We start from the raw sequence: 25115 nt of genomic DNA, 5'->3' as shown, positions 1-25115 counted from the left end.
CACGATTTCGTCTAATTTTCTTGAGGCCGTGTTAATTAATGGTTTAATTGTTTTTTAATGATATTTTTGTGTTAATGGCTTGTGACCGAAAAGGCTGACATTAGAGTAAACGGCTATTTTAATGCACCGAATATTAACCTTTTATTTTCCTGCAAGACTTATCCTGCCTTGAGTCAAAATGAAGGATAGGCTAATTAACTATAGCGTCAGTTTGCGGAGTCGATCGCAAATTTTATAATTTTATTTTCTTACGCCGCAGCAAGGCACGTTTTGATCACTGGACATAAAAAAGGCCGCCCAATGGGCGGCCAAACATGTCGAAATGGTGTTATCGCGTACTGATTAGCGATTCAATACCGCTTTCACGGCGTCACCGATGTCAGCCAGGCTGCGTACGGTTTTCACCCCTGCCGCTTCCAGCGCGGCGAATTTCTCATCCGCAGTGCCTTTGCCGCCGGCAATGATGGCGCCAGCGTGGCCCATACGTTTGCCCTTCGGCGCGGTAACGCCAGCGATATAGCCAACCACCGGCTTGGTCACGTGTTCCTTGATATAGGCTGCCGCTTCTTCTTCCGCGCTGCCGCCGATTTCACCGATCATGACGATAGCTTCAGTTTGCGGATCTTCCTGGAACATTTTCAGGATATCGATGAAGTTAGACCCAGGAATTGGATCGCCGCCAATGCCCACGCAGGTGGACTGACCCAGACCTGCATCGGTAGTTTGCTTCACCGCTTCATAGGTCAGCGTCCCGGAACGAGAAACAATACCCACTTTACCCGGCAAATGGATATGGCCAGGCATGATGCCGATTTTGCATTCGCCCGGAGTGATCACACCTGGGCAGTTCGGGCCGATCATCCGCACACCCGCTTCATCCAGCTTCACCTTGACGGTCAGCATGTCCAGCGTCGGGATGCCTTCGGTGATGGTGATGATCAGTTTGATGCCTGCATCGATGGCTTCCAGGATGGAGTCTTTACAGAACGGTGCAGGAACGTAGATAACAGACGCGGTGGCGCCGGTGGTTTCTACCGCTTCACGCACGGTGTTGAACACCGGCAGGCCCAGATGCGTGGTGCCGCCCTTGCCTGGCGTTACACCGCCAACCATTTTGGTGCCGTAGGCGATCGCCTGCTCGGAGTGGAAGGTCCCCTGGCTACCGGTGAAGCCCTGGCAAATTACTTTGGTGTTCTTATCGATTAAAATGGACATTATTTACCCTCCACTGCCGCAACAACTTGCTGAGCCGCATCAGTCAGGCTGGTCGCAGCAATGATATTCAAACCGCTGTCCGCCAGTTTCTTGGCGCCCAGTTCGGCGTTGTTACCTTCCAGACGCACCACCACCGGGACGTTAACGCCCACTTCAGCCACTGCGCCAATGATACCGTCGGCGATCAGATCGCAACGCACGATACCACCGAAAATGTTAACCAGAACCGCTTTCACCTTGTCGTCAGACAGGATGATTTTGAACGCTTCGGTCACACGCTCCTTGGTTGCGCCGCCACCGACGTCCAGGAAGTTGGCCGGTTCGCCACCGTGCAGTTTAACGATGTCCATGGTACCCATCGCCAGACCTGCGCCGTTAACCATGCAGCCGATGTTGCCGTCCAGCGCGACGTAGTTCAGTTCCCACTGCGCTGCACGTGATTCGCGCTCGTCTTCCTGAGAAGGATCGCGCATTTCACGCAGTTCGGACTGGCGGAACAGGGCATTGCCGTCAGCGCCCAGTTTACCGTCCAGGCAGATCAGATCGCCCTGCTTGGTGATCACCAGCGGGTTGATCTCAACCATCGCCAGATCGCGTTCGATAAACAGCGTGGCCAGACCCATGAAGATCTTGGCGAACTGGCTGACCTGCTTGCCGGTCAGACCCAGTTTGAACGCCAGCTCACGCCCCTGGTAAGGCTGTGGGCCTGCCAGTGGATCGATGGTCATCTTGTGGATCAGTTCCGGGGTTTCTTCCGCCACTTTCTCGATTTCCACGCCGCCTTCGGTAGACGCCATGAACACGATACGACGCGTACCGCGGTCAACCACCGCGCCCAGGTACAGCTCTTTATCGATGTCGGTCGCCGCTTCCACCAGGATCTGGTGAACCGGTTGGCCCAGCGCGTCAGTCTGGTAGGTCACCAGACGTTTGCCCAGCCACGCTTCAGCGAAGGCGCGGATATCTTCCTTGCTGTTAACCACTTTAACGCCGCCAGCTTTGCCGCGGCCGCCAGCATGAACCTGACATTTCACTACCCACGGGCCGGAGCCGATTTTGGAGGCGGCTTCTTCTGCTTCACGCGGTGTAGTACAGGCATAACCGGTTGGTGCCGGCATACCATACCGAGCAAACAGCTGTTTTGCCTGATATTCGTGTAAATTCATGATGTTCTATCCATTCAGGTCTGAAGTTTTAGCCGGGTCACCGTTGCGGAAAAACCGCGTGACGTATCGGCCACATAGCACAGAGTGCGGGCGCGACATTGCCGCGCCCAGGTAGGCGTTACTATACGTCCAGCAGCAGACGAGCCGGATCTTCCAGCATCTCTTTCACCGTCACCAGATAACCCACGGACTCTTTGCCGTCGATCAGGCGGTGATCGTAAGAGAGCGCAAGATACATCATCGGCTGAATGACCACCTGGCCGTTCACCGCCATTGGACGATCCTTGATGGCATGCATGCCGAGGATCGCGCTCTGTGGCGGGTTGATGATCGGGGTAGACATCAGCGAGCCGAAGACGCCGCCGTTGGTAATGGTGAAGTTACCGCCGGTCAGTTCTTCCACTTTCAATTTGCCGTCACGACCTTTGACCGCCAGCTCTTTGATTTTCTTCTCGATGTCCGCCATGCTCATGGTGTCCACGTCGCGCAGAACCGGCGTTACCAGGCCACGCGGGGTAGAAACCGCGATGCTGACGTCGAAGTAGTTGTGATAGACAACGTCTTCACCGTCGATAGAGGCGTTCACTTCCGGATAGCGTTTCAACGCTTCAACCACCGCCTTGATGTAGAAGGACATAAAGCCCAGACGTACACCGTGGCGTTTTTCGAAGGCTTCGCCGTATTGCTTGCGCAGATCCATAATCGGCTGCATGTTGATTTCGTTGAAAGTCGTCAGCATGGCCGTGCTGTTCTTCGCTTCCAACAGACGCTCGGCCACGCGTTTGCGCAGACGAGACATCGGCACGCGTTTTTCGGAGCGTGCGCTCAAGGCTGGCTGCGGTGCGGCCTCTGCCGCTGCCGCCGGCTTGGCGGCTTGCTTGCCGCCGTTCGCCAGGTGCGCTTCAACGTCTTCACGGGTGATACGGCCACCCACGCCGCTGCCCTTGATGGCGGCAGCATCGAGATCGTGTTCGGCAATCAGACGGCGAATCGCCGGGCTGAGCGCGTCATTGCTCTCTTCGTCCAGGCTGGCGGTAGCGCGCTGGGCCGGGGTGGATTCTGTGCTCTGGCTCTTTTCTGCGGTCGGTTTGCCCGCGCTGTCGCCCGGGCGAATACGCCCCAGGATTTGACGAGAAAGCACCGTGGCACCTTCGTCTTCAACGATCGCATCCAGGATGCCCGCTTCACTGGCCGGTACTTCGAGTACCACTTTGTCGGTTTCGATCTCTACCAGCACTTCATCACGGTTTACCGCATCACCCGGTTTTTTATGCCAGGTCGCCACGGTCGCATCCGCTACCGATTCAGGAAGGTCAGGAACCAGAATATCTACGCTACTCATTAGCTTTCCCTTAAATTTTTAATCAATATTCAGCGCATCATTAACCAGAGCCTGTTGCTGCTTCTGGTGTACGGACATATAACCCACTGCCGGCGAGGCAGAGGCTGGACGCCCGGCGTAACGTAAAGAGGCCCCGAAAGGAATCACTTCACGGAAATTATGCTGGCTACAGTACCAGGCCCCCTGGTTCAGCGGCTCTTCCTGACACCAGACGAAGTCATGCACGTGCGCATACTGTTCCAGTACCGCCTGCACCGCCTGGTGCGGGAACGGATACAGCTGTTCGATACGGACGATGGCGACGTCTTTCTTGTCGTTTTTGCGGCGTTGTTCCAGCAGGTCGTAATACACCTTGCCCGAGCACATCACCACACGCTTGACCGCTTTCGGATCCAGCTCGTCGATTTCACCGATCGCCGGCAGGAAGCTGCCGTTGGCCAGTTCATCCAGCGAGGATATGGCCAGCGGATGGCGCAACAGGGATTTCGGCGACATCACCACCAGCGGACGGCGCATGCCGCGCAACGCCTGGCGACGCAACATGTGATAAACCTGCGCCGGCGTAGACGGGATGCACACCTGCATGTTCTGTTCGGCACACAGCTGCAGATAACGTTCCAGACGTGCGGAGGAGTGCTCCGGGCCCTGGCCTTCGTAACCATGCGGCAGCAACATCACCAGACCACACATGCGGCCCCATTTCTGTTCGCCAGAGCTGATGAACTGGTCAATCACCACCTGCGCGCCGTTGGCGAAGTCACCGAACTGCGCTTCCCAGATGGTCAGGGTACGCGGTTCTGCGGTGGCGTAGCCGTATTCGAATGCCAGCACCGCTTCTTCAGACAGCACCGAGTCCCATACCTTGAACTCGCCCTGGCCGGAATGCACATTGGACAGCGGGACGTACACCGAACCGTTTTTCTGGTTGTGCACCACCGCATGGCGGTGGAAGAAGGTCCCGCGACCGGCGTCTTCACCGGACAGGCGGATTGGGATGCCTTCATCTACCAGCGTGGCATAGGCCAGCGTTTCGGCCGCGCCCCAGTCGAACGGTTTGTTGCCGGCGGCCATTTCGCTGCGATCGCCATAGATTTTTGCTACCCGCGACTGCATTTCTACCGCGTCCGGCACCGTACTGATACGGCGCGCCAGATCCTGCAGGCGTTTGGTTTCAACCTTGCTTGGGTACTCTTCGTCCCACTCGTGGTTGAGGTACGGCGACCAGGTAAAGGAGTGCAGATTCATCGGCCGCCACTCTTCCACCACGCATTCGCCGCGGTCGAGCGCATCGCGATACAGGTTGACCATTTCCGTGGCATCTTCCAGCGTGGCGACTTTTTGCTCGGTCAGCACGTCGGCATAAATCTTGCGAGGTGTCGGATGCTTTTTGATCTTCTGATACATCACCGGCTGGGTTGCACTTGGCTCATCGGCCTCGTTGTGCCCATGGCGACGGTAGCAGACCAGATCGATCATCACGTCACGTTTAAAGGTGTTACGGAAATCCAACGCCAGACGGGTAACAAAGGCTACCGCTTCCGGATCGTCCGCATTGACGTGGAAGATAGGCGACTGCACCATCTTGGCAATGTCGGTACAGTATTGGGTCGAGCGCGCATCCTGCGGATTGGAGGTGGTAAAACCAATCTGGTTGTTGATGACGATACGCACCGTGCCACCCACTTCGTAGCCGCGCGCCTGAGACATGTTCAGGGTTTCCTGCACCACGCCCTGACCGGTAATCGCAGCGTCACCGTGGATGGTGATTGGCAGCACCATGTTACTGCGCGCTTCGTCCAGACGATCGCGACGTGCGCGAACCGAGCCCATGACCACCGGGCTGACGATCTCCAGGTGTGACGGGTTGAACGCCAGCGCCAGGTGCACCATGCCGCCTTCGGTTTCAACGTCGGAGGAGAAGCCCTGGTGATATTTTACGTCGCCAGTACCGAGGTGCTCTTTGTGCTTGCCGGCGAATTCGTCGAACAGATCGGCCGGTTTTTTACCCAGCACGTTGATCAGCACGTTCAGTCGCCCACGGTGAGCCATGCCCAGCACCACTTCGCGCGTGCCGTTCTTACCGGCATGACGCACCATTTCCTTCAGCATGGGTACCAGCGCGTCGCCGCCTTCCAGCGAGAAGCGTTTCGCCCCTGGGAACTTGGCGCCCAGATAGCGCTCCAGCCCTTCCGCTGCGGTCAGCTCGTTCAGGAAACGACGCTTTTCGTCAGTGGTGAAGCTGGCATGACCGACCACGGACTCAATACGCTGCTGGATCCAGCGTTTTTCTTCCGTGTTGGTGATGTGCATGTATTCCGCACCGATCGAACCGCAATAGGTCTGCTTCAGCGCGGCGTACAGATCCGCCAGCTTCATGGTTTCCTTGCCAATGGCAAATGAACCCACGTTGAAACTTTCCTGGAAATCCGCCTCGGTCAGGTTGTGGTATGCCGGATCGAGGTCAGAAACCGCTTCCTGCTTCCACAGCCCGAGCGGATCGAGGTTGGCATGCTGATGTCCGCGGAAACGGAAGGCGTTAATCAGCTGCAATACCTTGACCTGCTTGGCATCGGTTTCAGGATCGGTGATGGTGGAGTTATAACGCGCAGAGTCCTTCGCCAGCCGGCGGAAGTATTCACGAGTTTGGGAGTGGAGTTGATCGGGTTTGACACCCGCAGTTGGTAGCTGTTGGAAAATGGAACGCCAGCTATCTTCAACGGAGCCCGGATCGGTTAAAAAGTCTTCATAGAGCTGCTCTATGTAGGACTGGTTCGCGCCCGCCAGATAGGAGGAATCCAGCCAGGCCTTCATTGCGCCGTTCTGCATTATGATCCCTTAAGCTTTAAAGCTTTAGTTTTCGCCGTGGTTAACATAATTACCGTGATTGAAACGGTTTGCCGTAAAAACGGTTCACTGGACGTATCCCCTGGGCTGCCAATGCAGGGCATCGGCGACTTCGGGTATCTATTTACGTTCTGCTATGGACCTTGCGGTCCCTTACAAGGAACCTCTAAAAACCGGCGGGACGAACCTGATTGTCTGCTGCCACAATCACGGGTCAGTTTTTAGAGGTTTCCTGCCAATGGTGCGCCGGGCAAGCCCGGCGCACCATCCGATTATGCGCCGCGTTGCAGCAGCATCGACTTGATGTGACCGATAGCGCGGGTCGGGTTCAAGCCTTTAGGACATACACTGACACAATTCATAATGCTATGGCAGCGGAAAACACTGAAAGCGTCGTCCAGATCATCCAAACGTGCTGCGGTTTCGGTGTCACGGCTGTCAATCAGGAAGCGATACGCCGCCAACAGGCCAGCCGGGCCAACGAATTTGTCCGGGTTCCACCAGAACGACGGACACGAGGTGGAGCAACAGGCGCACAGAATGCACTCGTACAAACCATCAAGTTTAGCCCGTTGTTCTGGCGATTGCAGGTGCTCGCGCGCCGGCGGCGTTTTTCCGTCGTTCAGCAGGTAAGGCTTGATCTTTTCATACTGGGTATAAAACTGCCCCATATCGACCACCAGGTCGCGTACTACCGGCAACCCCGGCAGCGGGCGAATGACGATTTTACCCTTGCCTTTGCTCAGCGACGACACCGGGGTGATACACGCCAGGCCATTTTTACCGTTCATGTTCAGACCGTCGGAACCGCACACGCCTTCACGGCATGAGCGACGGAACGACAGCGTCGGATCCTTTTCCTTCAGCAGAATCAGCGCGTCCAGCAGCATCATGTCGCGCCCTTCTTCCGCCTCAAGCTGGTAATCCTGCATGTGCGGAGCGTCGTCGACATCCGGGTTATAGCGATATATTGAGAATTCGAGTTTCATCAATCGATCTCCGCGAAATTAGTAAGAACGCACTTTCGGCGGGAATGCCGGGCGCAGTGTCGGTTGCATGTTCACTTCACGACGCGTCATGCTTTCCGACTGCGGCAGATACAGCGAATGGCACAGCCAGTTGGCATCGTCACGTTCCGGATAGTCGAAGCGGCTGTGCGCGCCACGGCTCTCGGTACGGAAGTTGGCCGAAACGGCGGTGGAAAACGCAGTCTCCATCAGGTTATCCAACTCCAGGCATTCAATACGCTGGGTGTTGAATTCGCTGGAGGTATCGTCCAGACGGGCGTTCTTCAGGCGTTCACGGATCACTTTCAGCTCTTCCAATCCTTTCGCCATCGCATCACCTTCGCGGAACACCGAGAAGTTGTGCTGCATACAGGATTGCAGTGCCTTGCGGATTTCGACCGGATCTTCACCGGAGCGGGTATTGTTCCAGCGATTGAGGCGGTCCAGCGAAGCTTCGACGTCAGAGTCGCTGGCGTCACGGCTTTCACCCTGCTCTGCCAACGATTCCTGCAGGTGCATGCCGGCGGAACGGCCGAACACCACCAGATCCAGCAGCGAGTTACCGCCCAGACGGTTGGCGCCGTGTACCGATACGCAGGCGATTTCACCCACCGCGAACAGCCCCGGAATCACGACGTCTTCACCTTTTTCGTTCACCGTCAGCGCCTGACCGGTCACTTTGGTCGGAATACCGCCCATCATATAGTGGCAGGTCGGGATAACCGGGATCGGTTCTTTAACCGGATCGACGTGAGCAAAGGTACGCGACAGCTCGAGAATGCCCGGCAGGCGAGATTCCAGCACGTCCTTACCGAGGTGATCCAGTTTCAGCTTGGCATGCGGACCCCATGGACCCTCGCAGCCGCGGCCTTCGCGGATTTCGATCATGATCGAACGGGCAACCACGTCGCGACCCGCCAGATCCTTGGCGTTTGGCGCATAACGCTCCATAAAGCGCTCGCCGTGCTTGTTCAGCAGGTAGCCACCTTCGCCGCGGCAACCTTCGGTAACCAGTACCCCGGCTCCGGCGATGCCGGTTGGGTGGAACTGCCACATTTCCATATCCTGCACTGGCACGCCGGCACGAATAGCCATGCCGACACCATCGCCGGTATTGATGTGGGCGTTGGTAGTGGACTGGTAAATACGGCCCGCACCGCCGGTGGCCAGCACGGTCGCCTTGGCCTTGAAGTACACCACTTCGCCGGTTTCAATACAGATGGCGGTAGTGCCCACCACCGCGCCATCCTGGTTTTTGACCAGATCAAGCGCGTACCACTCGGAAAAGATGGTGGTGTGATTCTTCAGGTTCTGTTGATACAGGGTGTGGAGCAGCGCATGACCGGTACGGTCAGCCGCCGCCGCGGTACGTGCCGCCTGCTCGCCGCCGAAGTTCAGCGACTGGCCACCGAATGGACGTTGGTAAATGCGGCCATCGTCCAGGCGGGAAAACGGCAAGCCCATGTGTTCCAGTTCCAGAATCGCTTCCGGGCCGGTTTTACACATATATTCAATGGCGTCCTGGTCACCGATGTAATCGGAGCCTTTCACCGTATCGTACATATGCCATTCCCAGTTGTCCTCGTGGCTGTTACCCAGCGCAACGGTGATACCGCCCTGGGCAGACACGGTATGGGAACGGGTCGGGAATACTTTTGACAGCAGGGCACAGGTTGAGCCCGCTTGGGAAATTTGCAGTGCCGCGCGCATACCTGCGCCGCCTGCACCGATAACCACTGCATCAAACTCTCTGACTGGCAGTTTCATTGTTTACGCACCCCACACTACGATTGTTCCGTACAGTAAATAGACCAGCAACGCGACGACAATCGCCAGTTGCAGCATCAGGCGTAACGCCAGTGGCTTGATATAGTCCGTCAGCACCTGCCACATACCGATCCAGGCGTGCACCAGAATCGACAACAGCGTTAACAGGGTGAATACTTTCGTAATGCTGGTTGCGAAGAAACCGCGCCAGATTTCATAGGTCATGTCCGGAGCCGTGGCAACAAAGCCCAGGATATAGAGAACATACAGGGTGATGACGATGGCGGAAGCACGCAGTAACAACCAGTCGTGTACGCCGTTACGTCCTAATGCAGAAACATTGCTTACCATACGAGGACTCCAGCCAGAATTGACAGCACGGCGGTCAGAACGAACGCCACCTGGGCAGAACGCTGGCCAGCGGCTAAACTCTCTTCGATATAGCCAAAATCCATTAACAAGTGACGAATGCCACCGCAAATGTGATAGGCCAACGCAGTGAGGATCCCCCAGAAGATGAATTTGACGAAGAAGCTATTCATGATGGCGGCAGCCTGCAGGAAACCCTCTTGGGAGGAGAGTGACATGCCCAGCAGCCAGAGGAGGATACCCACGGCAACGAAGGTAATTACGCCAGAGACTCGGTGTAAGATGGACGCTATCGCAGTTACGGGAAACCGGATCGTTTGCAGATCCAGGTTGACAGGTCTTTGTTTTTTCACGGTTTTGCCCACACAGCTCTTATTATTTTCCTTCCTCCGGGCCTGGGTGGGGATCAGACAGCGTTAAGAGCCAAAACCCTTACACGTCACGCGCTCAAACATCAACATCCTCTGTGCTTAAACGGCGCGTAGTTATAACGCTGGGTGCTCCTACTTCAGGGTAATCCGGAGACCTGGCGGCAGTATAGGAGGATCACATTCTGATTACAATTCCCGTACAATCCCTTTGATAACATTTCCCCCGAACAGTGATTTAGATCACGATTTTCACAATTGGTACAAAATTAATTATCTGATTTGACAAGAGATCAACATTTCCATTACATATAGGGGCACAAACGGTCCTATGATGCGCTATAGGTCAGCAGATACACTTCCCCCTACGCACAAGTTATGCAACAGTGTATTTGGTTAAAACCCCCGAACACGTCGTAGGTAATGATTAACAGAAAATAACGAATTCAACGAATCGTTAACAACTGGTCACCCGTCTCGTTCGCCTGGTCAAACCCAATGGATGTCACATTGTAGCCAGGAGGCAAGCGTATGTCCCCGACTGCCTGAACGGCATACACCATCGGGGTCGGCACGCGGCCACACCGCTGCGACATGAATGACGAACGGTTTGACACTCTGTACCCTACCAGCGCAATTGCGCAGTCGCTCACAGAGTTGGCGCCGGTTTTGCTCATTTGTGGGCAACTGGCGGAGATTTAAGGTATTTCAGTTGTTAGAGGTTTTTAAAATAAGGCGCTAAGGAGACTGTAAATGACTGATAAGAAAGCGACGCTAACCATCAATGGCGGCGAAGCTCCGATCGAACTGGGCGTACTAACCCCAACGCTGGGTCCCGATGTCCTCGACGTCCGCGCCCTGGGTTCCAAAGGTTATTTCACATTCGATCCCGGCTTTACCTCCACCGCTTCTTGCGAATCCAAAATCACCTTCATTGACGGTGACAAAGGTGTTCTTCTGCACCGTGGCTTCCCGATCGAGCAGCTGGCGAAACAATCTTCTTATCTGGAAGTGTGTTACATCCTGCTGTACGGCGAAACTCCAACGCCGGAAGAGTTCGAAACCTTCAAGACCACCGTCACCCGCCACACCATGATCCACGATCAGATCACCCATCTGTTCCGTGGCTTCCGTCGCGACTCGCACCCCATGGCGGTGCTGTGTGGCGTAACCGGCGCGCTGGCGGCGTTCTACCACGATGCGCTCGACGTCAACAATGAACGCCACCGTGAAATTACCGCATTCCGCCTGCTGTCCAAAATGCCGACCGTGGCGGCGATGTGTTACAAATACTCTCTTGGCCAGCCGTTCGTGTATCCGCGCAACGATCTGTCTTACGCCGGTAACTTCCTGCACATGATGTTCGCCACCCCGTGTGAAGAGTACGTGGTGAACCCGGTGCTGGAACGCGCCATGGATCGCATCCTGATCCTGCATGCCGATCACGAGCAGAACGCGTCCACCTCTACCGTGCGTACCGCCGGTTCCTCAGGCGCCAACCCGTTTGCCTGCATCGCGGCCGGTATTGCTTCCCTGTGGGGGCCGGCGCACGGTGGCGCCAACGAAGCCGCACTGAAGATGCTGGAAGAAATCAAAACCGTTGAACACATTCCAGAGTTCATCAAGCGCGCCAAAGACAAGAACGATTCGTTCCGTCTGATGGGCTTCGGCCACCGGGTGTACAAAAATTACGATCCGCGCGCCACGGTGATGCGTGAAACCTGTCACGAAGTGCTGAAAGAACTGAACAAGAAAGACGATAACCTGCTGGCCGTGGCGATGGAGCTGGAACACATCGCGCTGAACGACCCGTACTTCATCGAGAAGAAACTGTACCCGAACGTCGACTTCTATTCAGGCATTATTCTGAAGGCAATGGGCATTCCGTCCTCGATGTTCACCGTGATCTTCGCCATCGCGCGTACCATAGGCTGGATCGCCCACTGGAACGAAATGCACGACGAAGGCATCAAGATCGCCCGTCCGCGCCAGCTGTATACCGGCTACGCCGAGCGTGATTTCAATTCCCAGTTGAAGAAATAACGCCGCATTGACCCAGATTGAATCTGACAACGCCGCCCATCAGGGCGGCGTTTTTTTATTAACCACTACCAGCGGTTAATGCTGGCAATTTGGGCCACCGTCAAACAAGACAGGCATTATCAACACCCGCCACCAGCGGTTAATGCTGGCAATTTGGGCCACCGTCAAGCAAGACAGTCATTATCAACACCCGCCACCAGCGGTTAATGCTGGCAATTTGGGCACCAGTAAAACGGCCGCGACGACAGCGTGGTTTTCACGATCATCGCTCCGCAGCGCAGGCACGGCTCGCCGCTGCGATGAAACACCTTAAAGCTGAACAACGCCCCATGATGCACATCGTCATTGGCCTGACCACGCGTCTGATAAGATAATCGCGGTAATGCCAATATTGCCTGCGCCAGACGTTGCAGCGCATCGGCAGACAAATCCCGCGGCCGGTGTTGCGGCGCCAACTGCGCCAGCCACAGGATTTCCGCCCGCAGGTAGTTACCCAGCCCCGCCAAAAATGCCTGATCGAGCAACAGCCCGCCCAACTGCCGCCGGCAAAATGCTGGCGCAAGCAAACGTTGTGTAACCTGCCGTTGCGTCAAGGCCATATCCAGCACATCCGGGCCGATGCGCTGTAAAAACGGATGCATGGCTATCTCTTCCCGCGGGCCGAGGGTGATATCCGACGCGCTGTACAGCAGAATCGCCTGCTGCGCCGTTTGCAACCTCACCCGCAGATCGCGCTTGGTCGTCGGGGTTTCCCCGGCCTTCGCCACTTTCCATACGCCATACAGCTGGTTATGGCTGTACAGCGTTAACCCATTGGAAAAATGCGTCAATAGCGCCTTGCCGCGCGGTTCAATCGCCACGATCCGCTGACCGATCAGCTCTGGCTGGTAGTGCCTTAACTGCGCAAAGGCGAACCAAACCTCGGTCAGCGGCTGCTCCAGCACCGCCGCCGCCAAGCTATCTGCCGCCCGGCGAATTTCCGGTCCTTCCGGCATGCTAACGTCTCCTGATACGGGGGTTAATGCGTAGCGCCCCCGCCGATTTTCAAATCATGCTCCACCTGCAGGGCGATGGAAATCGCCAGCTCCAGGGCAAACAGCACGGTGCCGGCAGCCATGCTTGGCGCACCGGGATGCGCCGCCGCCTGTTCCGGCAGGTAGGGAATATGAATGAACCCGCCCTTGATGTGTGGCCGATGGTGCAAATGGTGCAGCAGACCGTACATCACATGGTTGCAGACAAAGGTACCGGCGGTCTGCGATACCGACGCCGGAATACCCGCCTCGCGCATTGCCGTTGCCATTGCCTTGATCGGCAGACTGCTGAAGTAGGCCGCCGGGCCGTCGGCGACAATCGGCTCATCGATCGGTTGCTGCCCCTGGTTATCCGGGATGCGCGCATCGTCGACGTTGATCGCCACCCGTTCCAGCGAAATATCGCTGCGGCCGCCGGCCTGACCGATCGCCAGCACCAGCAGCGGCTCGACCTCGTCAATCGCCGCGTTCAGCGCCTCACGCGCCGCGCCAAACACGCACGGCAACTGACGCGCCACTACCCGTATGCCGGCCAGTTGCATATCGTTCAGTTGCCTGACCACTTCCCATGAAGGATTCACACGCTCGCCGTCAAACGGTTCAAAGCCGGTTATCAATACTTTTTGCATGCGCTCTCCTACAGGAACATCAAGAAATACAGCAGGAATACGTTGACCAGCAACAGCAAGGCACCGGTCGGGATCTGCGCCTTGATCACCGCATTTTTGTCCGGCAACTCCAGCAGTGCTGCCGGCACAATATTAAAGTTAGCCGCCATTGGCGTCATTAGCGTACCGCAATAGCCTGAAAACATGCCAATTGCCGCCATCACCGCCGGATTACCGCCGTGCTGCAACACTAAGATGGGAATACCGATACCGGCGGTGACAATCGGGAAAGCGGCAAAGGCGTTGCCCATTACCATGGTCAGCACCGCCATGCCAATAGCGTATACCGCTACCGCAATAAAGCGGTTATCCACCGCCAGATACTCCTGCGTCAGGTGTGAAATCGCCGTGCCGACGCCCGCCACGGTAAACAGCAGACCGAGCGTGGCCAGGATCTGCGGCAGGATAAACGCCCAACCGATCGAATCCAGCAGACGTCGCGCCTCCTGCAACGGCTGCGTCGCGCTTTCACGGGTCATCCTCACCGCAATGATACCGCCGAGCACTACCCCCAATGCCATGGAAAACAGCGTAATCAGGGTGGAGTGATTGCCCGGGCCAAACACCGCCATTTGCAACGCCGGAATATTATTGAACAGCAGTACGCCGACGACCGTCACCACCGGTATCGCCAGCGCGGGAATAAACAATCGGTTACCGAGCCGCTTGGCGCTAACCTCACGCTCCTGCGGCGTACGCTGATGATAACTGCCAAGGCGCACACCGCCGAAGCCGGCAATCAATGCCATCACCACCACCAGGCCGCCGATGGCGATATGCAGATAACGCTTGGCCTCTGCCCCGCTGCCGAACAGCGCGTAAGTCCAGTCGCCCACCAGGAACACCAGGCCATAAAGCCCCCAGAACAGTGCGGTAGTCACACGCCGCGGATTGGCGCGATCGCGCAGCGACATCGCGGCGATAATCACCAGTACCACGCCGGCCAACCAATACAGATATTGCTGCTGAAAATGCATCATGCGTCTCCCTTGCTCTGCAGCGCCGCCTGATTAAGCTGCGCCAGTTCGGCGCTGAGCTGCCGGTCCATGCGATACAGACGGAAGGAATGGATCAGGAAGGCAAAAATCGCCGTCGGAATCCCCCACAAAGCGATATGCAGCGGCTCGGTCTGAATCCCCCCCGATTCCAGCATAAAATTGTGCATAAAGATGATGGCGCCGAACGCCACAAAAATATCTTCGCCAAAGAACAGCCCGACGTTGTCGGTTGCCGCCGACATGGCACGCAGGCGATGTCGCACGCGCTCAGGCAGTTCGCCGTAACGGTTCTCCGACGCACCTTCTGCCATCGGCGCCAGCAGTGGACGCACCATTTGCGGGTGCCCGCCCAGGCTGGTCAGCCCCATCGCCGCGGTAATTTCACGTACAAACAGATAGACGATCAGCAAACGACCGGCGGTGGCACTTTTGATCTTGGCGATCCATGCCTGTGCGCGTTCTTTCAGTCCATGGCGTTCCAGCAAACCGATAACCGCCAGCGGCAACAGCAATATCAGCGGCAGGTTGCGGGTATTGAGAAACCCCTCCCCCAGCTTTTCCAGAATCTGCGCCAGCGGCATAAATGCCGCCAGTCCGGTGACGATACCGGCGGCGATCACCACCAATACCGGATTAAAGCGTAAAACAAAGCCAACCACGATGACGGCAATGCCGATCAGTGGCCAGAGATTAACCACCTGTTCCATAGTGTTTCCCTTTTATGATGTTAGTAATGTTGTGTGCTGACTGCTGACAACGGCAGAACGTAGCGAAAACATGCCGTTGAAGTGGCGGCATAAAGCGCCGACAAATCAAATGTTCCCCTGGCATCCCCTGGCCTGCCCCGCAGGATAATCACCGGTAGCAGCTTTCGCTACGCCAGCCGCCAGGCTGTCGTACCCGACGGCAACCTGGTCATCAATCTGGCGTTATTATTATTCTGCGCTAACGCTAATATTATGTTTTTTAAAGCTTTCACGCAATTTTCTTGCATATTCCAACGCATGTTCGCCGTCACCGTGCAGGCAGACGGTTTCGGCCTGAACGGCGGCCCACTTACCCTCCACGCTGCGCACGCGATGATGGCGCACCATTTCCAGCGTTTGTTGCAACGCGTGCTCATCGTTATCGATCAGCGCCCCCGGTTGACCACGCGGCACCAGCGTGCCGTCAGCCAGATATCCACGATCGGCAAACACCTCCTGCCGCGTTGCCAGCCCGAGTCGTTCCCCGGCGCGGATAAGCTCGCTGCCGGCCAGGCCTACCAGCCGCAGCGCCGGGTCAACCGCCTGCACCGCGCGGGCTATCGCCTCCGCCAGTGCAGGTTCGACCGCCGCCTGGTTGTACAACATGCCGTGTGGCTTCACATGTACCATCACTGCGCCTTCCGCCCGAGCAATGGCGGCCAGCGCCCCCAACTGATACACCACCTGTGCAAACACCGTTTCCGGCGGCAGTTGCATACGCGTGCGACCAAAGTTTTCGCGATCGGGGAAACTCGGGTGCGCGCCGATGGCTACGCCGTATTGCTGCGCCCAACGTACCGACTGCCGCATGGTTTGCGCATCGCCAGCATGGAAGCCGCAGGCAATATTGGCGGAGCTGACCAATTGCAGCAGCGCCTGGTCATTGGCGCAGCCTTCACCGAGATCGGCGTTTAAATCAACGAACATTCAACCCCCAGGCAATTTGTTGGATAAAATGATCCTGCTCGGCTTTGGCGCGCTGCGCCTGCGCCACGCTGCAAGGAATGAAATGGATCGGTTCGCCCAGGCGGATCTGCGCCAAATGGTAGAGATCGGCTTCGATCACGCAGGCAATCCGCGGATAGCCACCGGTGGTTTGCGCATCGGCCATCAATACGATCGGCTGCCCGTTGTGCGGCACCTGCACCACGCCCGGCAGCAGGCCGTGCGACAGCATTTCGCGATCGGTGGTACGCGCCAGCATCCCGCTGCCATGCAGTCGATAGCCCATGCGGTTGCTCTGTGGACTGAGCTGCCAGGCGGTACGCCAAAATTCCTCCTGTGCCTCCGGCGTAAACTCGTCGTATTCCGGCCCCGGCATGGCGCGAATGCGGTTGTTGAACAGCAGTTGCTTCACCCCAACCGACGTGGCCGGCAACGAGGCACTTTTGCCTAACGGCAGGCGATCGCCATCTTTCAACAGCCGTCCCTCCAGCCCGCCAAAGGCGGCTTTCAGATCGGTGCTGCGTGAACCGAGCATTTCTGCAACCGCAATGCCACCGGCCAGCGCCAGGTAGCTGCGCATGCCGCGTTTGGGCTGACTCAATACCAGCTTCTGACCCTTTTTGACCGCATAACGCCATCCGGTCCACAGCGGTTTGCCATCCAGTTGCGCATCGCAACCCGCCCCGGTCAGCGCTATCCAGCCGCTGCGGGTGAATTCGGCGCTGAACTGGCCCAGGGTGATTTCCAGGCCGGCGGCGTCAGGCGCGTTGCCCACCAGCAGGTTGGCAATTTTAAGCGCGGGTGTATCCAACGCCCCGCCCTGGCTGATACCCAAACGACGAAAGCCATTACGGCCCAGATCCTGCACCGTGGTGTAAATGCCGGCGCGTAAAATATTCAACATACGCCCTCCTTTTGCGGCACAAAGCGCACGTTGTCGCCGGGGCGCAGCAGCGTAGGCGGCATTTCAAGCGGATTGAACAGCGCCAACGGCGTACGGCCAATCAGTTGCCAGCCGCCCGGCGTCGCCAGCGGATAAATGCCGGTCTGGCTGCCGCCGATGCCCACCGAACCGGCGGGTACCGACAGACGCGGCTCGGCACGACGCGGCGTGGCAAGGCGTTCCGGCATGCCGCCAAGGTAGGAGAACCCCGGCTGAAATCCCAGGAAATACACGATATAGTCTGCCGAGGCATGGCATTCGACCACCTGCTGTATCGTCATGCCGGTATGGCGCGCCACGTCGGCCAGATCCGGCCCCTGTTCGCCACCGTAAACCACCGGAATATCCACCTGGCGTGATTCCGGTACCAGCGTTTCATTGCTTTCCCACCCCTGTTGCAATAATGCCAGCATCGCTTCGGCATCGGCCTGCGGCGTATCCAGCATCAAGGTCAGATTATTCATGCCTGGCACCACTTCGCGAACCTGAGGATGGTGGTTGAGTTTTTCCGCCAGCGCCCAGATGCGCTGCTGGCTGGTCAGCGTCACCGGTGGCGCCAGTTCAAGCACTACCGCTCTTTCACCCAGTAGGTAATAACGTGCTCGTTGCACCCTTATGCTCCTTGTACCCGTAGTATTGCAAACCGCAGCACGGCTGCCGTTTGAAACCCATCAGGGGATTTATTATTTGTCTGCGTATCAGTTATGCTCGACAGGGCTCTGGCTGTCAATAGAACGCAACCATTGAGAAAATAAGGAGATAGGCCGGTAAAAGGATTCAGCCGGCGCGGTGGCCGGGCTGATCCTGAAGAGAAAAAATCAGGCGGGATTAGGGATATCGATAAAGGTCACGTCAAAACCATGCTGCTGCGCCAGCCATTCTCCCAACGCCTTGACGCCACCACGCTCGGTGGCATGGTGGCCGGCAGCAAAGAAGTGCACGCCCATTTCCCGTGCGCTGTGAATGGTTTGTTCAGACACTTCGCCACTGATAAAGGCGTCAACGCCGAAGCGCGCCGCGCTGTCGATAAAGCCCTGTCCGCCGCCGGTACACCAGGCCACCCGACGGATTTGCGCCGGGGCGTTGTCACCGCAGTGCAACACCGTACGCCCAAGGCGGCTTTCTATCCGCTGCTGCAATTGCTCACCGCTCAATGGCTGAGTCAGCTCCCCGTACGGCACCAACGGCTCCACTTCACCGATCGCACCAATGTCCAGCATCTGCGCCAACTGTGCGTTGTTGCCCAATACCGGATGCGCATCCAGCGGCAGATGATAGCCGTACAAATTGATATCATTGCAGAGCAGCGTCTTCAAGCGGTTGCGTTTCATGCCCCGCACCGCCGGCGCTTCGTTTTTCCAGAAGTAGCCATGGTGCACCACAATGGCGTCGGCCTGCTGTTCAACCGCCGCGTCCAACAACGCCTGACAGGCAGTTACCCCGGTGACGATGCGCTGCACCTGTGGCCGCCCTTCCACCTGCAGGCCGTTGGGCGCATAGTCCTGGAACGCCGCGCAGTTAAGTTCGTTGTTGATCAGTTTTTCCAGATCGAGGTTATGCATGGATTTCTCTCTTTAAAATTAAAACGTCTGCCGATCGCCCTGTTCCATCATGATAAATTTCACGCCGAGATCGTTCCCCTGATCCAACTGTCGTTTAATGGTGGTGCGCACATCGTCACCTTGCCTGATGCTCGGCTTGACGTGGCTTATCACTACCGGCAGGTCTTGCAGCGAACCGTCGCCGCCGCTGTACTTTTGCAGGTTATGCAGCTCTTTTAGCAGCCAGTCCGGCGTCAAATGACCATACAGCTGATTGTCCGCCACCCCGTTTGGGTAAGAGGTTTCGATAATCATCCCCTTCAGCTTTTTTTGCTGGATCAGCGGACCTAACGCACGCCAGACGGTATCCAGATGACGCGACTGCTCCACCGCGTCCGGCCCGGTATCGCCGAAGTAGGCAAATGCGCCGCTGCGATCGGACAGCAACACCATCGACGAAGGGTAACGATCGTGACTGAGGGGGTAAAGTACGCCACTCAGCCCGGTAGTGCCGAAGGTGAAACGCTGCTGCTCCCGCACCGGCTGCAAACGGTAGGTTCCCAGCCGGGCGCCGTTGCCGGAATCGGTGAAGTTGGGCCAGACCTTCCAGTTGAAGTAGTGATTACGCAACGTCAGTACGGTATCTGAAGAGGCATAAAGGGTTTTCTTGTTATCTTCCGGCGCCGCCAGCACCAGGCCCGCCAGGTGGTCGAGATGCGCGTGACTGATAAAATAGCCGCCAATCAATTGACGAAACACGTACCCCTGCGGCGTATAGGGCGCAGCCAGTTGAGATGTGACCTGGGGGAAACTGCCCTTTTCAAGCCCTTTGGCGATGCCGGGCAGCAATGAGCCGGCGTCCAGCGCCACATACTGTGTCTGTCCGTCGCTGCGGATCAGGTAGGACGTCAGATTGCCGTCGCTGATGCCACCGTTTACCCCCAGTGCGACCACGTCAAAACCGGCCATCGCCAGCGCCGAGTAACCGCTCAGACAAACGGCCAACACCTTCTTCAACATACTTCGCTCCTTGCTCGCGTTACCCTGCTCCTCGCTTCGCCGCGTCAAACGCTGCCAGCGTGGCCAGCCGGGCCTGTGGGTGATCGACAATCGGCAACGGATAATCCAGCACTCGTTGCTGTTTTTCCGCCCAACGGTGGGGCTGATGGAGTTCATTGTCGGGCACATCCGCCAGTTCGGGCAACCACTTGCGAATAAAACTGCCTTGTGGATCAAAACGTTTGCCCTGGGTGGTGGGATTGAAAATGCGAAAATACGGTGCGGCGTCAGTGCCCGTCGATGCTGCCCATTGCCAACCACCGTTGTTGGCGGCCAGATCGCCGTCCAGCAGTTGCGACATGAAGTAGCGTTCGCCGGCACGCCAGTCGATCAGCAAATCTTTCACCAAAAAACTGGCGGCGATCATCCGCAGACGATTATGCATCCAGCCGGTCTGGTTGAGCTGACGCATGGCGGCATCGACGATCGGATAACCGGTGCGCCCCTGCTGCCAGGCGAGGAAATTGTCAGCCGCCGGGTTCCAGCGTACCCGGTCTGTCCAGGCAATAAAGGGACGGTGGCGGCACAACGCCGGATTCGCCACCAGCAAATGACGGTAAAATTCGCGCCAAATCAGCTCGTTCAACCAGCAGAAAGCACCGCCGTGCGGATTGGCCAGCATATCTGGACATTCGGCACGCAGACGATTGACACATTGCCGTGGTGACAGCGCGCCGACCGCCAAATAGGGTGACAGAACGCTGGTGCCATCAACCGCAGGAATATCGCGTTGATGATGGTAGTCCTGCACCTGCTGCCGGCAAAAATGGCGCAGCCGGCGCAGCGCCGCCTCCTCTCCCGCCGGGAACCCGTCGTCAAGCTCAGCGGCAGGATAATCGAACGGCGCCGGCGGCGTGATGGCCTGCCACTGACCGCAGGACCGCTGCGCGGGCGCCGGCAGACTGGCAATGTCAGACTCCGCCAAACGCGCCAGAAACGCCCGGCGAAACGGCGTATACATTTTATACATTTCGCCGTTACCGCTCAGTACGCTGCCGGGTGGTAGCAACAGACTGTCATCAAACGCCTGGCAGTTCACCATGCCGTTCAGACGCTGTTCCAGCTGGCGGTCGCGCCGTCGTTCATTCAATTCGTATTGGCGATTGTAAAACAGCGCATCAACGTGCGAAGCCTGACAGAAATCAACCAGCCAATCGACGGCGGCGGCAAAATCGTCACATTGCTGGGTGACCAGCGGGATGCCGCGCTGCGCCAACGCCTGTTGCAGCTGCCGCAGCGTGGCGTGAATAAACGCCGCCTGACGCGCAGCCATATGATGTTGCCGCCATTGCTGCGGCGTGGCGATAAATACCGCCATCACCGTGGCCTGGGGATCGCGACAGGCGGCATACAGCGCCTGGTTGTCGGTGACACGCAAATCGTTACGCAACCAGACCAGATGGGTGGTCATAACACTCCTTTATGGTGAGCTATCCCTTTGCGGGTTGATAATATCGGCTGGCAGATCCCGGCCATCGCCGAGCGCTCAATGGCCGTAACGCAGCCGCAGCGCTTCCGGATAGGGCTCAAAATAACGTTGCTGCGCCAGATAGCTGTCGGGATATTCCGCCATATAATGTTTTAACAGGGTGATCGGTGCCAACAGCGGTTGCATTCCCTGACGATAACGGTCAATCAGTTGCGCCAGTTCTTGCCGTTGTGCCGCACTGAGCTGACGACGGAAGTAGCCTTGCACGTGCATCAGTACGTTGGTGTGGTTACGCCGCGTGGCCTTATGCGCCAGCAATTTCATCAACCGGCTGCGGTATTCCTGTGCAAAGGCGTCCAGCGACGACCATTGGTCGATGGCGGCCACAAAGCGCCCCAACTGGCGATATTCCATCTGTGAATGCGCCAGCAGCGACAGTTTGTAACGGCTGTGAAAAGCCATCAGCGCGCCACGCGTCAAACCCTGCTGCCACAGCATATTCAGTTCGTACAGCGTGTAGACGCGTTCGACAAAATTCTCCCGCAGCTGCGCATCATTCAGTCGGCCGTCCTCTTCTACCGGCAGCCAGGGCATCTGCCGCATCAGTTCGGCGGTAAACAGCCCAACGCCGCTTTTGCGTGCGCCCTCGCCGTGTTCGCCATACACCCTGACCCGTTCCATGCCGCAGCTCGGCGACTTGGCGCAGACGATGTAACCACATAAATGCTGCAGCGCCGCGACCCGTTGGGCGGAAAACTGCTGCATATCATCGGTAACATCCACCGTGCTGTCATTACTGTTGCACAACGCCGTTTGCTGGCCCTTTTTGACCAGCCGCAACGCTGGACGAGGGACTGGCAATCCCATCGCCATTTCTGGGCAGATAGCCTCAAATTGCACGAACGGCGCCAGCTGTTCCACCGCAAAGGCCAGCCGTTTATGGCCGCCGTCGAAACGCACTGCGCCCCCTAACAGGCAAGCGCTGATACCGATCGGAATTTTATCGCTCATGTTGGTTCCCTGCAGGATGGATTATGCTAAAAGTGTAGAATAATTCGTGAGTTAATACGACCTACCGAAGGTAATACGCTAAAAAATGGCGAAAAAAAACCCCCGCATGTCAATGCGAGGGTTGCAGACACGGCAGCGCGGTTTAGTAAAAATCGCCAGACGCCAGCTCCGCCTGTTGCAGCCACACCGGTTTATCGCTGGTCTTGGACCAGACGCGGTGCAAATAGCTGTAGAACCGTGCGCGATCGGCGCGGAACAGCATGATCGGCAAAGCCAATATGCCGAGCAGGACTACTGCGCTGCGGCGCAGGAGAATCCGATGCAATGGATAAGCGTGATACAGGGACATGCGAACCTCCTTTGACCCTATTGTTTAACATCGCTGCCGCACGGCCTCAGCCGGTAAACCCGCGTTTACCGAATGGCCGGCTTGATACGATGCCAACAAATTGCGGGGTTAATATAACGCCGGCTGCGGGGCACAACGGTCAGGAACAGCTCAGCGTAAAAGAAAACGGGATAATGTGTTAACTGGACAAAATTTTAGCGCATCGGCTGAAAGTTTACTACTCATCCGACCACCAGATCGCACAAAAAATCACTCATTTACTGCTTATACTGAAAGTTTGTTACATAAAGGTTAACTAACAACCAAGGCTACGTTAATGGCAAGTTTACCTTGCGTAACGCATCGCCCTCTTTTTTTGCCGCGCACGTCGGCGTTTTTATACTTTTTTTACACCGGCCCACCCTATTTTTTCATCTTCTTTCTACCGCCCTCTCTACACTCCCGCTATCCAAACCTACACCTGTGGAGGTGTCCCGTGAGTTTCAGCGTCATAAGTGGTGCGCTGTTGGTTCTGCTGCTGTTGGGCTATCTGGTTTACGCGCTGTTTAATGCGGAGGATTTCTGATGGCTGCGTCGGCCTTTCTACTTATCGCCAGCTTCATGCTGGTTCTTCTGGTGCTGTCCCGCCCGCTGGGCAGCGTTTTGGCCCGTCTTATAGAAGGCGAACCACTGCCGATATTACGCCGCTTCGAAGCCGGCGTCTGGCGCTGCTGCGGCAACAACGGCGCAGAAATGCACTGGCGGCAATATGCCCTGGCGATCGTGATGTTCAACCTGCTGGGTATCGTACTGCTGTTTGCCCTGCTGATGGGGCAAGGCGCGCTGCCGCTCAATCCGCAAGGCTTTCCGGGATTGTCGTGGCATCTGGCGCTGAATACCGCCGTCAGCTTCGTCACCAATACCAACTGGCAGGCATACAGTGGTGAAAGCACCCTGAGCTATCTGAGCCAGATGGCAGGTCTGGCGGTGCAAAACTTCTTGTCCGCCGCCACCGGCATCGCCGTCGCGTTCGCGCTGATTCGCGCCTTCGCTCGCCGTTCAAGCGCCACCATTGGCAACGCCTGGGTAGATCTGCTGCGTATCACGCTGTATGTATTGCTGCCGCTATCGCTGATTATCGCGCTGTTGCTGGTAAGCCAGGGCGTGCTGCAGAACCTGTCGCCATACCTGCACCTGCACACGCTGGAAGGCGCGCAGCAGATCCTGCCCATGGGGCCGGTAGCGTCGCAAGAGGCGATAAAAATGCTCGGTACCAACGGTGGCGGCTTCTTTGGTGTCAATTCGGCGCACCCGTTTGAAAACCCGACCGCATTGAGCAATTTCGTACAGATGCTGGCGATCTTCCTGATCCCATGCGCGCTGTGCTTTGCCTTTGGCCAGGTGGCGGGCGAAAACCGTCAGGGCCATGCGCTGATCTGGGCAATGGGGCTGATTTTCGTGGTGGCGGTAGTGGTGGTGATGTATGCCGAACTGGCAGGCAACCCGCATCTGAGCGCCCTGGGTGGCGCCAGCAACGCCAATATGGAAGGTAAAGAGTCGCGCTTTGGCATTCTCGCCAGCAGCCTGTTTTCGGTGGTGACCACCGCCGCCTCCTGTGGCGCGGTTAACGCCATGCATGATTCGTTCACCGCCCTCGGCGGCATGGTACCGCTGTGGCTGATGCAGATCGGCGAGGTGGTGTTCGGCGGCGTCGGTTCCGGCCTGTACGGCATGCTGCTGTTCGTGTTGCTGACGGTGTTTATCGCCGGGTTGATGATCGGCCGCACGCCGGAATACCTCGGCAAGAAAATTGACGTTTACGATATGAAGATGACCGCGTTGGCGATTCTGGTGACGCCAACGCTGGTGCTGCTGGGCAGCGCGCTGGCCATCGGCACCGCCGCCGGCCGCGCCGGGATCCTTAACCCTGGCGCACACGGTTTTAGCGAAGTGCTATACGCCCTCTCCTCCGCCGCCAACAACAACGGCAGCGCATTTGGCGGGCTGAGCGTCAACACCCCGTTCTACAACCTGTTACTGGCATTTGCCATGTTTGTCGGCCGTTTTGGCGTGATCCTGCCGGTGCTGGCCATCGCCGGTTCGCTGTGCGTGAAGAAGCGCCAACCGGCGGGCAACGGCACGCTGCCGACCACCGGGCCGCTGTTTATCGGCTTGTTGATCGGCACCGTACTGCTGATTGGCGCATTGACTTTCGTTCCGGCGCTGGCGCTAGGCCCGGTGGCCGAGCATTTACAGGTCTGGCTGGCACACTAACCGGCATAAAGAGAGAAA

General features: G+C 57.2%; 23 protein-coding genes. 3 read left to right on the top strand and 20 right to left on the bottom strand.

What is annotated here, in order from left to right; translation table 11 throughout:
• Window positions 1-342: 342 nt before the first annotated feature.
• The 8 genes from sucD to sdhC all read right to left on the bottom strand — a co-directional run bounded on the left by sucD (window position 343) and on the right by sdhC (window position 10075).
• Window positions 343-1215, bottom strand: a complete 873-nt coding sequence (gene sucD / locus ACCC84_RS15585; protein ID WP_004965798.1) for a succinate--CoA ligase subunit alpha — start codon at window positions 1213-1215, stop codon at window positions 343-345.
• Window positions 1215-2381, bottom strand: a complete 1167-nt coding sequence (gene sucC, locus ACCC84_RS15580) for an ADP-forming succinate--CoA ligase subunit beta (protein ID WP_004965801.1) — start codon at window positions 2379-2381, stop codon at window positions 1215-1217. Before sucC ends, sucD begins: the two co-directional genes overlap by 1 nt.
• Window positions 2382-2502: 121 nt before the next feature.
• A complete protein-coding gene (odhB, locus tag ACCC84_RS15575) occupies window positions 2503-3723 on the bottom strand; it encodes a 2-oxoglutarate dehydrogenase complex dihydrolipoyllysine-residue succinyltransferase (RefSeq protein ID WP_004965803.1) in 1221 nt (406 codons plus the stop codon).
• An 18-nt stretch (window positions 3724-3741) separates the two neighbouring features.
• Window positions 3742-6549, bottom strand: a complete 2808-nt coding sequence (gene sucA / locus ACCC84_RS15570) for a 2-oxoglutarate dehydrogenase E1 component (protein ID WP_273869107.1) — start codon at window positions 6547-6549, stop codon at window positions 3742-3744.
• Window positions 6550-6839: 290 nt separating this feature from the next.
• Complete coding sequence (locus tag ACCC84_RS15565; protein WP_004965808.1) at window positions 6840-7556, bottom strand: succinate dehydrogenase iron-sulfur subunit; 717 nt, start codon at window positions 7554-7556, stop codon at window positions 6840-6842.
• An 18-nt stretch (window positions 7557-7574) separates the two neighbouring features.
• On the bottom strand, window positions 7575-9341 hold the full coding sequence (gene sdhA, locus ACCC84_RS15560; RefSeq protein WP_004965810.1) for a succinate dehydrogenase flavoprotein subunit: 1767 nt from the start codon (window positions 9339-9341) through the stop codon (window positions 7575-7577).
• A gap of 3 nt (window positions 9342-9344) precedes the next feature.
• Window positions 9345-9692, bottom strand: coding sequence for a succinate dehydrogenase membrane anchor subunit (gene sdhD, locus ACCC84_RS15555; RefSeq protein ID WP_004965811.1), 348 nt, complete (start codon window positions 9690-9692; stop codon window positions 9345-9347).
• Window positions 9686-10075: a succinate dehydrogenase cytochrome b556 subunit gene (gene sdhC, locus ACCC84_RS15550; RefSeq protein WP_004965813.1), complete on the bottom strand. Its 390-nt coding sequence runs from the start codon at window positions 10073-10075 to the stop codon at window positions 9686-9688. The genes sdhD and sdhC overlap by 7 nt, the downstream gene beginning before the upstream one ends.
• Window positions 10076-10831: 756 nt before the next feature.
• Between sdhC and ACCC84_RS15545 the strand changes: the two genes are divergently transcribed.
• A complete protein-coding gene (locus ACCC84_RS15545) occupies window positions 10832-12121 on the top strand; it encodes a citrate synthase (RefSeq protein WP_004965815.1) in 1290 nt (429 codons plus the stop codon).
• Window positions 12122-12324: 203 nt separating this feature from the next.
• Here ACCC84_RS15545 and nei read toward each other — a convergent pair whose 3' ends face one another.
• From nei to ACCC84_RS15485, 12 genes are all read right to left on the bottom strand, one after another.
• A complete protein-coding gene (gene nei / locus ACCC84_RS15540; protein WP_004965817.1) occupies window positions 12325-13116 on the bottom strand; it encodes an endonuclease VIII in 792 nt (263 codons plus the stop codon).
• 23 nt (window positions 13117-13139) lie between these two features.
• The gene (gene pcp, locus ACCC84_RS15535; RefSeq protein ID WP_004965820.1) at window positions 13140-13784 is read right to left on the bottom strand and encodes a pyroglutamyl-peptidase I; all 645 of its coding nucleotides are present in this window, start codon (window positions 13782-13784) and stop codon (window positions 13140-13142) included.
• A gap of 8 nt (window positions 13785-13792) precedes the next feature.
• Window positions 13793-14800, bottom strand: a complete 1008-nt coding sequence (locus ACCC84_RS15530; protein WP_039992837.1) for a DUF979 domain-containing protein — start codon at window positions 14798-14800, stop codon at window positions 13793-13795.
• Window positions 14800-15528, bottom strand: coding sequence for a DUF969 domain-containing protein (locus tag ACCC84_RS15525; RefSeq protein WP_004965824.1), 729 nt, complete (start codon window positions 15526-15528; stop codon window positions 14800-14802). Before ACCC84_RS15525 ends, ACCC84_RS15530 begins: the two co-directional genes overlap by 1 nt.
• 228 nt (window positions 15529-15756) lie before the next feature.
• On the bottom strand, window positions 15757-16494 hold the full coding sequence (gene pxpA, locus ACCC84_RS15520; protein ID WP_371902051.1) for a 5-oxoprolinase subunit PxpA: 738 nt from the start codon (window positions 16492-16494) through the stop codon (window positions 15757-15759).
• Complete coding sequence (pxpC, locus tag ACCC84_RS15515) at window positions 16484-17416, bottom strand: 5-oxoprolinase subunit PxpC (protein WP_004965828.1); 933 nt, start codon at window positions 17414-17416, stop codon at window positions 16484-16486. Before pxpC ends, pxpA begins: the two co-directional genes overlap by 11 nt.
• On the bottom strand, window positions 17410-18066 hold the full coding sequence (pxpB, locus tag ACCC84_RS15510) for a 5-oxoprolinase subunit PxpB (RefSeq protein ID WP_198773314.1): 657 nt from the start codon (window positions 18064-18066) through the stop codon (window positions 17410-17412). Before pxpB ends, pxpC begins: the two co-directional genes overlap by 7 nt.
• Window positions 18067-18273: 207 nt before the next feature.
• Complete coding sequence (locus tag ACCC84_RS15505; RefSeq protein WP_004965833.1) at window positions 18274-19017, bottom strand: type 2 GTP cyclohydrolase I; 744 nt, start codon at window positions 19015-19017, stop codon at window positions 18274-18276.
• A gap of 18 nt (window positions 19018-19035) precedes the next feature.
• Entirely contained in the window at window positions 19036-20016 is a 981-nt protein-coding gene (locus ACCC84_RS15500; protein WP_371902050.1) for an MBL fold metallo-hydrolase, read from the bottom strand.
• A 19-nt stretch (window positions 20017-20035) separates the two neighbouring features.
• Window positions 20036-21466, bottom strand: coding sequence for a deoxyribodipyrimidine photo-lyase (gene phrB, locus ACCC84_RS15495; RefSeq protein WP_371902049.1), 1431 nt, complete (start codon window positions 21464-21466; stop codon window positions 20036-20038).
• 75 nt (window positions 21467-21541) lie between these two features.
• Window positions 21542-22495, bottom strand: a complete 954-nt coding sequence (locus ACCC84_RS15490; protein WP_004965840.1) for a YbgA family protein — start codon at window positions 22493-22495, stop codon at window positions 21542-21544.
• A 142-nt stretch (window positions 22496-22637) separates the two neighbouring features.
• A complete protein-coding gene (locus ACCC84_RS15485) occupies window positions 22638-22844 on the bottom strand; it encodes a YbfA family protein (RefSeq protein ID WP_004965842.1) in 207 nt (68 codons plus the stop codon).
• A gap of 475 nt (window positions 22845-23319) precedes the next feature.
• Between ACCC84_RS15485 and ACCC84_RS15480 the strand changes: the two genes are divergently transcribed.
• A complete protein-coding gene (locus ACCC84_RS15480; RefSeq protein ID WP_039992361.1) occupies window positions 23320-23409 on the top strand; it encodes a K(+)-transporting ATPase subunit F in 90 nt (29 codons plus the stop codon).
• Entirely contained in the window at window positions 23409-25097 is a 1689-nt protein-coding gene (gene kdpA, locus ACCC84_RS15475) for a potassium-transporting ATPase subunit KdpA (RefSeq protein ID WP_004965844.1), read from the top strand. Before ACCC84_RS15480 ends, kdpA begins: the two co-directional genes overlap by 1 nt.
• The last annotated feature ends 18 nt before the right edge of the window (window positions 25098-25115 follow it).

The sequence above is a fragment of the Serratia odorifera genome (assembly GCF_041448735.1).
In the GTDB taxonomy this organism is placed as follows: Bacteria; Pseudomonadota; Gammaproteobacteria; order Enterobacterales; family Enterobacteriaceae; genus Serratia_F; species Serratia_F odorifera.
This window is presented reverse-complemented; position numbering and strand designations above follow the sequence as displayed.

Excerpts from the sequence above, each read along its gene's own strand:
- sucD (WP_004965798.1), bottom strand. The coding sequence starts at position 1,215 with ATGTCCATTTTAATCGATAAGAACACCAAAGTAATTTGCCAGGGCTTC.
- sucC (WP_004965801.1), bottom strand. The coding sequence starts at position 2,381 with ATGAATTTACACGAATATCAGGCAAAACAGCTGTTTGCTCGGTATGGT.
- odhB (WP_004965803.1), bottom strand. The coding sequence starts at position 3,723 with ATGAGTAGCGTAGATATTCTGGTTCCTGACCTTCCTGAATCGGTAGCG.
- sucA (WP_273869107.1), bottom strand. The coding sequence starts at position 6,549 with ATGCAGAACGGCGCAATGAAGGCCTGGCTGGATTCCTCCTATCTGGCG.
- ACCC84_RS15565 (WP_004965808.1), bottom strand. The coding sequence starts at position 7,556 with ATGAAACTCGAATTCTCAATATATCGCTATAACCCGGATGTCGACGAC.
- sdhA (WP_004965810.1), bottom strand. The coding sequence starts at position 9,341 with ATGAAACTGCCAGTCAGAGAGTTTGATGCAGTGGTTATCGGTGCAGGC.
- sdhD (WP_004965811.1), bottom strand. The coding sequence starts at position 9,692 with ATGGTAAGCAATGTTTCTGCATTAGGACGTAACGGCGTACACGACTGG.
- ACCC84_RS15545 (WP_004965815.1), top strand. The coding sequence starts at position 10,832 with ATGACTGATAAGAAAGCGACGCTAACCATCAATGGCGGCGAAGCTCCG.
- nei (WP_004965817.1), bottom strand. The coding sequence starts at position 13,116 with ATGCCGGAAGGACCGGAAATTCGCCGGGCGGCAGATAGCTTGGCGGCG.
- pcp (WP_004965820.1), bottom strand. The coding sequence starts at position 13,784 with ATGCAAAAAGTATTGATAACCGGCTTTGAACCGTTTGACGGCGAGCGT.
- ACCC84_RS15530 (WP_039992837.1), bottom strand. The coding sequence starts at position 14,800 with ATGCATTTTCAGCAGCAATATCTGTATTGGTTGGCCGGCGTGGTACTG.
- ACCC84_RS15525 (WP_004965824.1), bottom strand. The coding sequence starts at position 15,528 with ATGGAACAGGTGGTTAATCTCTGGCCACTGATCGGCATTGCCGTCATC.
- pxpA (WP_371902051.1), bottom strand. The coding sequence starts at position 16,494 with ATGTTCGTTGATTTAAACGCCGATCTCGGTGAAGGCTGCGCCAATGAC.
- pxpC (WP_004965828.1), bottom strand. The coding sequence starts at position 17,416 with ATGTTGAATATTTTACGCGCCGGCATTTACACCACGGTGCAGGATCTG.
- ACCC84_RS15505 (WP_004965833.1), bottom strand. The coding sequence starts at position 19,017 with ATGCATAACCTCGATCTGGAAAAACTGATCAACAACGAACTTAACTGC.
- ACCC84_RS15500 (WP_371902050.1), bottom strand. The coding sequence starts at position 20,016 with ATGTTGAAGAAGGTGTTGGCCGTTTGTCTGAGCGGTTACTCGGCGCTG.
- phrB (WP_371902049.1), bottom strand. The coding sequence starts at position 21,466 with ATGACCACCCATCTGGTCTGGTTGCGTAACGATTTGCGTGTCACCGAC.
- ACCC84_RS15490 (WP_004965840.1), bottom strand. The coding sequence starts at position 22,495 with ATGAGCGATAAAATTCCGATCGGTATCAGCGCTTGCCTGTTAGGGGGC.
- ACCC84_RS15485 (WP_004965842.1), bottom strand. The coding sequence starts at position 22,844 with ATGTCCCTGTATCACGCTTATCCATTGCATCGGATTCTCCTGCGCCGC.
- kdpA (WP_004965844.1), top strand. The coding sequence starts at position 23,409 with ATGGCTGCGTCGGCCTTTCTACTTATCGCCAGCTTCATGCTGGTTCTT.